6 protein-coding genes and 3 pseudogenes are annotated in these 8,582 nt (G+C 68.1%); 5 read left to right on the top strand and 4 right to left on the bottom strand.

The genetic code is table 11. The annotated features are described in order from the left end of the window. Positions 1-2,188 (bottom strand): annotated as a pseudogene (locus AC3EUJ_RS36545) (hypothetical protein); the annotation flags it as partial. 285 nt (positions 2,189-2,473) lie between these two features. Beyond that, entirely contained in the window at positions 2,474-2,872 is a 399-nt protein-coding gene (locus AC3EUJ_RS36540) for a DUF3293 domain-containing protein (RefSeq protein ID WP_431969214.1), read from the bottom strand. Positions 2,873-3,173: 301 nt separating this feature from the next. Here AC3EUJ_RS36540 and AC3EUJ_RS36535 point away from each other — a divergent pair, with 301 nt between their 5' ends. The 3 genes from AC3EUJ_RS36535 to AC3EUJ_RS36525 all read left to right on the top strand — a co-directional run bounded on the left by AC3EUJ_RS36535 (position 3,174) and on the right by AC3EUJ_RS36525 (position 4,685). Continuing rightward, complete coding sequence (locus AC3EUJ_RS36535) at positions 3,174-3,317, top strand: hypothetical protein (protein ID WP_431969212.1); 144 nt, start codon at positions 3,174-3,176, stop codon at positions 3,315-3,317. Between the two features lie 87 nt (positions 3,318-3,404). Next, complete coding sequence (locus AC3EUJ_RS36530) at positions 3,405-3,836, top strand: hypothetical protein (protein ID WP_431969210.1); 432 nt, start codon at positions 3,405-3,407, stop codon at positions 3,834-3,836. A gap of 618 nt (positions 3,837-4,454) precedes the next feature. Continuing rightward, positions 4,455-4,685, top strand: coding sequence for a hypothetical protein (locus AC3EUJ_RS36525; RefSeq protein ID WP_431969208.1), 231 nt, complete (start codon positions 4,455-4,457; stop codon positions 4,683-4,685). Positions 4,686-4,865: 180 nt separating this feature from the next. Here AC3EUJ_RS36525 and AC3EUJ_RS36520 read toward each other — a convergent pair whose 3' ends face one another. Further along, positions 4,866-5,987 carry a hypothetical protein gene (locus AC3EUJ_RS36520; protein ID WP_431969206.1) on the bottom strand — a complete coding sequence of 374 codons (1,122 nt, stop codon included), beginning with the start codon at positions 5,985-5,987 and terminating at the stop codon, positions 4,866-4,868. A 397-nt stretch (positions 5,988-6,384) separates the two neighbouring features. Here AC3EUJ_RS36520 and AC3EUJ_RS36515 point away from each other — a divergent pair, with 397 nt between their 5' ends. After that, positions 6,385-7,227: a hypothetical protein gene (locus tag AC3EUJ_RS36515; protein WP_431969204.1), complete on the top strand. Its 843-nt coding sequence runs from the start codon at positions 6,385-6,387 to the stop codon at positions 7,225-7,227. Between the two features lie 56 nt (positions 7,228-7,283). Next, positions 7,284-8,281, top strand: a pseudogene (locus AC3EUJ_RS36510) (IS5 family transposase). A gap of 93 nt (positions 8,282-8,374) precedes the next feature. On the opposite strand, the pseudogene AC3EUJ_RS36505 reads toward AC3EUJ_RS36510, so the two are convergent. Then, a pseudogene (locus AC3EUJ_RS36505) lies at positions 8,375-8,582 on the bottom strand (hypothetical protein); the annotation flags it as partial.

The following is an 8,582-nucleotide window of genomic DNA, read 5'->3' as shown; positions in this document are numbered from 1 at the left end:
TAGTGCGGCCGCAGCGGTGCAGTGCGAGGGCCCCTCGGCAGTGGATCATGGCGCGTGCGTGTGGATCCTCGGGGACGGCCTTGGCGCTGCGAGTGAAGGACTCGATGGCATCCTGCGCAGCACCGATGTCCAGCTGGAGTCCGCCCAGATCGCCAAGGGCCATGCCCAGTTGGAAGGGCTCGGTTGCGGGGTGCGTCTCAAGCACGGTGACGCGCAGTCGCGCGGCCTCGGCCGCGGTGGTCAGTTCGTCGGCCTGGACACCGCAGTGCATCAGGGTTACCAGGGCTCTCAGCAGGTGCGCGTGGTGGGCGACCGGGTCGGCCTGCCACTGGCGGTGCAGGATCGCCGCGGCGCGGGACGCACAGGCGAAGGCCTCGGCGTGCTCCCTCAATCGGCCGTAGCTGACGGCGAGGTGGTGGAGCACGTCGCTCAGCTGGGTTTCCTGGTGCGGCGCGAGCGGGGCGTGATCCTCGTAGACTGCGACGGCTTCGCGGAAGTTTTCGGCGGCCTGCCGGTGGCGGCTTAGTCGGGCCAGGGCGACGCCGACGAGGTACAGGGCGCTGCCGCGGCCGATGCTGTCGGCGGGCCACAGCGCGGCGGCCCGGGCGGCCGCGGCGGCGGCCTCCTCCGGGCGGTCCAGGCCGAGTAGGCGGTTGGCAAGGGTGTTCCAGGCGTGCGCCAGGCCGCCAAGGACGTCGGGGTCGTCGTCGCTCGCGTCGGCGAGCGCGGTCCACAGGCCAACGGCGGCGCGGCTGGCCTGTTCGGCCTCCTCCGCGCGTCCGACACTGGCCAGGCAGGTGGCCAAGGTCTCCTGGGCGCGGGCATGTACGGCGCTGCCGTGGTCGTGTGCCGAAGCAAGGGACACGTGGTGCTCGGCGATGGTCAGGGCTTGGTCCAGCGCCCCGATGCGCACGCAGAGTTCGGCATACACGCCCAGGGCGTGGCAGAAGGGAGGCGTCCAGGCGGGATCGGCGGCGGCCAGCTGCCGGTAGGGCGTCAGGGCGAGGGCGACGGCGGTGGCGGCGTCACCAACGCGGGTGAGGTCGGTGAGGCGCCCGTGCAGGGTCATGAGCTGGACGGCCAGTTCCTCCAGCCATGGGGCGGGGGCGTGCTCGACGATAGTGGAGTAGGCGGACAGAAGTCCGTCGACCGTGGTGTCGTCCCAGTCCTCGGATACGCCCGGGTGGTCCAGGATGCGGCGGCTGTGCAGCCACAGCGCCAAGAGCTGAAGGAAGGAATCTTCAGTCCGGGCCGCCGCCTCGAGGGCCTCGACGGCCAGCGCGAGGGCTTCATCGTGTTCTTTGGCGTCGGCCAGCAGGTCGGAGGTCAGCTCCAGAGCCGTCACCAGCGTCCGAACGTGCGGGACGGAGGAGGATGCGGCGGTGCGCAGCAAGTCCACGGACTGGCGTCCGGCGGCCACGGCATCGTCGAGGCGGTCCAGGCGTGTCAGGGCGCGGGTGCGCAGCCAGTGGGCGTAGGCGAGATCGGGCAGTGCCCCGTCGCGGTACGGCGCGAAGTCGGCCGTGGGACCGAGCACGCCGACAGCTCGGTCGGCGGCGCTGACGGCCTCCTCGGCCGTGTCGGGCTGCTCGAGCAGCATGTCGGACAGACGGATGCAGGTCACGGCTACGTTGCCTTCGAACCCGGAGGAAGCGGCGGCGCAGCGCTCGTAGGCGGCCAGCGCCTGCCGGCGTATCTGGATGCCGTCCTCGAGTCGGCCGAGTTCGCCGAGGCAGCCGCCCAGGTCAAGCAAGGCCCGTGCGTACAGGGCGAGGCCGTCCAGCGCCTCGCGGTCCGCGGCAAGGCGATCGGTGTTGACCTCGGGGGCAGCGCAGGGGGCAAGCAGGGTGACGCATTCCCGCAACGGCACGACCGCGTCGCCGGGGCGGCCGGCTTCGGCCAGAGCGGCGGCCAGGATGCCCAGGGCGTTGGCGAACTCCAGCGGGTCACGCGCGCGGTGCAGGCGCAGCAGATCCACAACGAGCTCGCAGGCCTGCAGGTACTCCTCGCGGGCACCAAGCCTGTCGAACGCCAACGACAGATCGATGACGTGGTCCACCGAGACCGGCAACGCGGCGGGCAGGAGCGGCAGCGACTGCTGCACAGGTGCGCCAAGCGCGACCGCACGCTGCTCCAGCGTCGAGGCCCGGTCGGCGAAGTCAACAAGGTCCGTGTCCAACGAGTCCATGGTCGGCTCCAATCAGGATCTGAACAAAGAGGAGGGCTTGAGTCCGGGGGCGCACGTGGCGCATCGGGAAGCGGGCGAGTTTCCAGCGAAACTGGCGGCCTCCCACAGGGGAGAGCCGGCCGTCGGTACCGAGGCAGCTAAGAGCAGCAGCAACGGTGCTCTCGCACCGCGGGGCGTCGGCGCGAAGGTAGAAGCGAGGGGCGCCAGGAGCCGGCAAGGGCAGCCGCGGCACGTCCTGTTCGGGGCGAAGGCATCGCGTTCGCGGGAACGACCGATCATCCGGGGTTACGTGGCAGGCGACCGGGAGAACCGGTGGGATGTCGGCTCGAGGATGGCGGCGTGCCAGCCAGCGATGACCGAGTCGTGGGCCGCGTCGGCGCAGGCCAGCAGTCGCCACGAGGAAGGTGACCAGGCGAACACGGCGTCCTGGCCGAACCTCCGGCCCAGCGCCCGGGCCTGTGCGTCGTCCATGCCGACCACCGCTGCGCTGATCTCGGCATGGGAGTCGTCCAGGTCGCCTCCGACAGCCGGCCACCACTGCAGCCCGCGAACGCTGACGCTACGCAGCAGCTCGTGCTGCGCCCGGAGGTTGGCCCTCGCGGTGACGTTGCGCCCGCCGGGGTTGAAGGCGGTGACGATGTGGATCGTTTCCGCGCTATGGAGCGGGTACGGGAGGCCCGACACGCCACCCGGGGAGCGTGTGACGCGAATGCTGTGCGCGGGGAAGGCGATGTCCACGACCGCGCAAAGATAGTGCGACCACGGCGTTGACTGGGCGAAACGACTAACGGCAGGCACAAGGGTCTCCTCCGAAAGGGGACCCCCTTACCTGCCGGCAGGGAGATCTACGGGCTCCCGCTCACGCGGGACCATCACAACTGCCAGGTGTTGAGCACCTGACGAGCACAACGCTGCCACACGGCCGTATCCAAAGTCCAGTGACTGCCCCGAAAGAATGCTCGCCGTTGGTACACACCCCGCGGCCATGGCGTTACCAGGGACGCCGGCGCAGTTCCTTCCTCAGTTGCCCGCCGAGAACGTGAAGTCGCAGCGGAAGAGCCGCTTCGCCGAACTCTCCGAACTCGCCCGGATGGCACGGGCGATGCATCCGAGCGCCTACGCGGCATGATGCGCGTTAGTGTCCGCGCCCTCCTATAGGTTGCTCGCCTGCCGATACCCGACGCGAAAAGACGCAAAGAGACGAGAGGGAACCTCCTTGCCTGACCACGAGAGCACCGGCGCCACGCCAGGTCCGAAGGCCCACGAACTGGCCCGGCTTTACCTCGACACACTCGAAGACCTCATGGACCCCAAGGAGTACACGGACCTGCGCGTCCTTACTTTCACCCTGCTCGAGGCAATGACCGAGCCCATCAGCCCGGACGATCCCCCCTCCAAGCGCCACCTGGACATCGACCTAACCCCGGCCGTCCACGATGAGTGGCTGACCATCATGGGCATCCTCGGCAGCGGCCGCATGGACCAGCAGATCGTCGAGGTCGGCGACGGCTCCCGCACCGTCGTGGACAGCGAGACCGCCGCCGACCCCGAAGCTCTGCGCACCTTCTGCGCGCAGGTCCGGGAGCGGAACCGGCTACGCCAGGAGGAACGGGACGCCCTCAATGGGATAGAGGCCGCCTCCACCTGACATGCACCGATCCTCGGCACGCTCTCCGGCACGCGAGGACCGGATACTGGCCCCGGAAGCAGTCGACGGTGTCGAATCCGTCGACCGGGAGCGCACCACTGCCGTTTTTCATTGCGCGCAGCCGACGCAGTGGCCGCTCTACCTGCCCACGGCAGGTGGACATCGCCTTCCCCGCCCGCACCGTACGCATCGCACCCGGCCGGGGGCCGCCAGGCGTGCCGGGCCTGGCATACCCGCTCGCCAGCAGGCAGACGATCCACATCGTCACCGCCTTCGACCCCGGCGGCGCAACGTCACCACCCAAGCCAACCTCCGCGCGCAACACGAGCTACTGGCTCAGCTGATCACGGCCTCGGCCCGACTCGGACAGCGATAATCATTGAAGGCGATGGCTGGATCGACGGCACGGGCACCGGCCCCCTGGACCAATCGCTGAGCGTTTTCTGGGACCTGTGCGCGTGCGGCCGCCCCGGTTGGACACGTTGACTCGTACGCCGACACGTGTCGCCCGGTGGAACAGTCCGGCCCGCCGTTTCGACGGTCATGAAACGGTCCAGGAGGGGCACAACGGCTGGGTCCGCCACACCGAAATCTCGTCGAGGCTGTGGCGCATCGCCGATGGCACCGCAGCAGGAGACGGCGCAGCTTGCGCTTCGGGAGGTGGTGGAGCAGGCCGGCGATGATCGTACGGTCGGTGTCGGTGAACGCGGCCATGCCTACCTGGCGCTGCAGGATCAGCAGCTGGTACCGCAGCGCGAGGATCTCGATGTCCTTGTCCTGATCGCTCATCGTCAGCAGGCGCAGGAACGCGAAGGCGTCGGTCGCGGCAGGGTAGGCCAAGGGCAGTAGCACGACAGATCATGGTTCCGCCGGTTACCTGTGCAGGTGAAGGCGTTGGGCACATCTGGAGATCGGTGATCAGAGCCGTACCTGGGCGGATGATTTATCGGTACCCGCAGGGCTGCTGTCGCCAAGCGCCTGATCCCGAGCAGCCGACAGCGGAGGCGGTGCAGGGACGCTGCGGTCGTGTCAGGCGTCAGCCGAGCCTTGATCGATACCGAAGTGACGGGAGACCTCGTCGATGGTGAAACGGGCACGGAGCTTGCAGGCGGAGTTTTGGTTGGCAAAGAAGCCCGGGCGCCACAACGCTCGCTCGCGGGGCCCAGCTTGTTCCCACGTGACCGGGACGATCCACTCACGGCGATCCTGGCCGTCCACCTCTGCGCCGACTGCGGTAGGTCGGTAGGTGCCTTTCAGGGGCAGGTCAGCCATCGGTCGGCTGTGACCGTCAACGGTGAGAACGGCGTCCTCGAACGGTTGCGGCTCGCCGAACACCGTGCCGACGCCCACGTACCCCACCTTGGGGATGTGGGTGAACACCCGCGCTCCCAGCGGCAAGGACCGGATCGTGCGGGAGAACCACTCCCCGCCGCCGGCCGATACGAATCCGTAGCGAAGAGCGTCGTCCCAACTCCGGCCACCGGATTCATCGCCGAAGGATACATACCAGTCGATCCCGTTCCACGGCTCCTGTTTCCCGCGTCCCTTCGCTCCGGCCGACGGCACCGCGGCCTCGGCCTCGTCGATCAACCAGGTGCGGGCCAGGTAGGCGCGCCCCTCGTCCTCGAAGTAACGGAAGAAGAGCACGTTGACCGGCACCTGGAACCCGGACGCCAGGTAGGTGACGATCCGCTCGGTCGCCGCGTCGATCTCGCTCGCGACGATGGTCAGGGCGTGTGTGGAGTTGAGGACCTCCGGTGGACTGCCGCCGAACCGCAGCGCGAATGCCTCGTCCAGTTCCTCGGCTAGTCCTCTGCTGCGGGCGTAGGAGGCGTAGATGTCGCGTATCTGCTCGTTGGTCAGCGCCTGGACCCAGGATCCGTAGTCGAGGACCTGTGCCACTACCTCGCGGGGCGTGCGATCCCGCTTGAGCTCAAGTACATGCAGGCCCCCGTCGGCTTCCATGCCGAGCAGGTCGACCACCTTTCCATGACTGGTGGACACCTGCCGGCCGATCAACAGCAACGGATGCCCCAGGATTCCAGGATCGGCCTCGATGAGCGCCTCCAGCCGCGACTCCAAAGGCATCGGCCGCGTGGCGACTCTCACCGGCTTGTCGTCCACCCGCCATAACCCAAACTCCAGCGGCATCCCCGTCCCCCTCCCTCGGCCCGCAGAGTCAAGCTGACTCGGCGAGAGACATTATGACGCCGATGCACACAGTCGCCCGGTGCGAAGCGGACACGAGCATGTCCGTTGGCGTACCGGCAATCGCGGTGGCCGGGTGAGATGGCCGGGTCGCTGCGGTCATTCAGGCGCAGCGCTTTTCTTCCACACCCGCAGCTCGACCGTGGCCTCGCCCAGCTGGACCCATCACATTGCGATTGCCGTAGATCAAGTTAGAAGGGCGAATAGATACAAGCCTCGCTCACTCGCAACTGCCAGTTCGTGGGCAGCTCCTCCCCAGACACATGAGGTAGGGACCAGCGCGGCTACCCACGGCCAAGGGTCCCGCAATTCATCTATGAGCCCTGTCCACCAGGCCGTCATGGCGGACGCGCAGCTTGATCCTGTCCGCAAACCGCGCGAGGCCGTCGAGGACGCCGCCGGCGTGCCCGGGCACTGGTGCCCAGCCTTCGACGAGGTGTTGTGCCGTGACCGGTTCTCCGGACGAGGACCGGGCCTGACCGAGATGATGCCGCGGTCCGGCAACGACGGCGACCAGGGTCACCTGTCCATCTCCACCCAACGGGCGGCGGTGCCGATGCGGAGGACTACCTCCTCCGTGACTGTGATCTCCGCACTCTCCGACCGAGGACTGTCAGATGCGCCTGGCACGATGACTGGCATGAGCCCGACACCAGAGCTGACGCAGAAGACCCTGACCGAACGCGGCTTCCGCGGCTTCGTGCCGTTCCGTGAACTGCCCGACAGCAACGTCCCTACCGGGCACGGAATCTACGTGGTGATCCGCACCGACACCTCGCCCCCATCATTCCTCCCCACCAGCCCTGCCGGACACCTCAAAGGCCGCGACCCGTCCGTGACGGCCGACAAACTCGGCGATGCCTGGGTGGACGGGGCAACGGTCGTGTACATCGGCAAGGCCGCGGGCCACGACGGACTGAATCAGCGGCTTGCCGATTACCGCCGCCACGGCACCGGTCTGCTGGCCGGCCATTGGGGCGGTCGCTACATCTGGCAGCTGGTCGACTCGGACGCACTGCTCGTCGCCTGGCGGTCGATGACCGAGGACGACGCGGGTGAGGCCGAGCAGGACCTGATCGACGAATTCAAAGAACTCCACGGAGGATCTCTGCCTTTCGCCAACCTCAGGAACAACGCCCGAAAGGATCCGGAAAAGGACACTAGGGACTGTTCCAGGATCTGATCATTGGATGTGCCATTCGCCTCTGGCGGTGGGTCGTTACCTGGTAGAAGACCGGTGTGACGCGTGGTGATCTGACCGATGGCGAGTGGGAGTTGGTCGAGCCGTTCCTGCCGGTGGGGGAACGCGGGCCGTACGATCCCCAGCGGCTGCGGAGGCAGTTCGACGGGGTGGTGTGGCGTTTTCGTACCGGCAGTCCGTGGCGTGACCTGCCCGAGAAGTACGGCTCCTGGTCGACGGTGTACGGCCGCTTTGAGTCCTGGGCCGGTGCCGGGGTCTTCGAGGCCTTGATGGAGGGGATGATCGCGGAGGCGGCCGTGCGTGGGCAGGTCGATCTGGGCCTGGTCAGTGTGGACTCCACGGTCGTGCGTGCTCACCACGACGCGGCGGGTATGGCCGTGGACCCGGATCTGCTGCACGCGTTGGAGAAGGCCGTCGCCGAGGAAAAGGGGCTCCGCGAAAGGGGCAAAAGGAGTCGCCCGAGCGGGCGGTGAACGGCGCTGCGGACGCGCTGGCGCATGCGGAGCGTCGCCGTCGCCGCAGGGCGCGGCTGAAGGCGGCCGGGCTCGGGCGCTCGCGTGGCGGGCTGACCAGCAAGGTTCATCTGGCCGCGGACCGGCGCTGCCGGCCGCTGGCGTTCGTCCTGACTCCCGGGCAGGCGGCTGACAGTCCGCAGTTCACGGAGGTCATTGAGCGGATCAAGGTCCGTGGCCGGATCGGCCGACCTCGCACCAGGCCCGGGGCTCTCGCCGCGGACAAGGCCTATTCCTCCCGGGCCAACCGCGCCTACCTGCGCAGACGACGCATCAAGGCGGTCATCCCGCAGAAGGCGGACCAGGCGGCCAACCGCCGCAAGAAGGGCTCACGCGGAGGCCGCCCGGTCACCCACGACGCCGAGCTCTACAAGGAGCGCAACACCGTCGAGCGCTGCATCAACAAGATCAAGGACTGGCGTGGCCTGGCCACCCGCTACGACAAGACACCCGCCAGCTACCTGGCCGGACTCCACTTACGCGGCGCCATCATCTGGCTCCGCAGCCTCCAACCAAGCCATTGATCGGAACTCAGAACAGTCCCTAATACTCCAGCAGGACTTCGACGTTTTGCCTGATCAGAAGGCTGCGCGGTGAGCGTAGTGGGCTGGTGCCGGTCAGGGGCGGTCTTCCTGGGACCGCCCCTCGATCGTCTGCAGCCGGCGTTGGTAATGACAGCGGCGGGCGACGGCCTGGCGTTGTCGGCGCCAGGTGGACCAGTTCAAGGCGTGAGCGCGGGGCGAGCACCGTGGCGGACGCGGGCTGTGGGAACGGCCGCCCGCCAGGAGTCGCCGGATCTCTGCCACGGTGAGGTCGACCAGGGTT

The sequence above is a fragment of the Actinacidiphila sp. bgisy160 genome (assembly GCF_057707815.1).
The sequence above is the reverse complement of the archived record's forward strand: the minus strand, read 5'-3'. Positions and strand labels throughout refer to the sequence as shown.

Bases quoted from the DNA above. Each gene is read 5' to 3' on its own strand.
- AC3EUJ_RS36535 (WP_431969212.1), top strand. From the start codon at position 3,174: ATGGCGTTACCAGGGACGCCGGCGCAGTTCCTTCCTCAGTTGCCCGCC.
- AC3EUJ_RS36525 (WP_431969208.1), top strand. From the start codon at position 4,455: ATGGCACCGCAGCAGGAGACGGCGCAGCTTGCGCTTCGGGAGGTGGTG.
- AC3EUJ_RS36520 (WP_431969206.1), bottom strand. From the start codon at position 5,987: ATGCCGCTGGAGTTTGGGTTATGGCGGGTGGACGACAAGCCGGTGAGA.
- AC3EUJ_RS36515 (WP_431969204.1), top strand. From the start codon at position 6,385: ATGGCGGACGCGCAGCTTGATCCTGTCCGCAAACCGCGCGAGGCCGTC.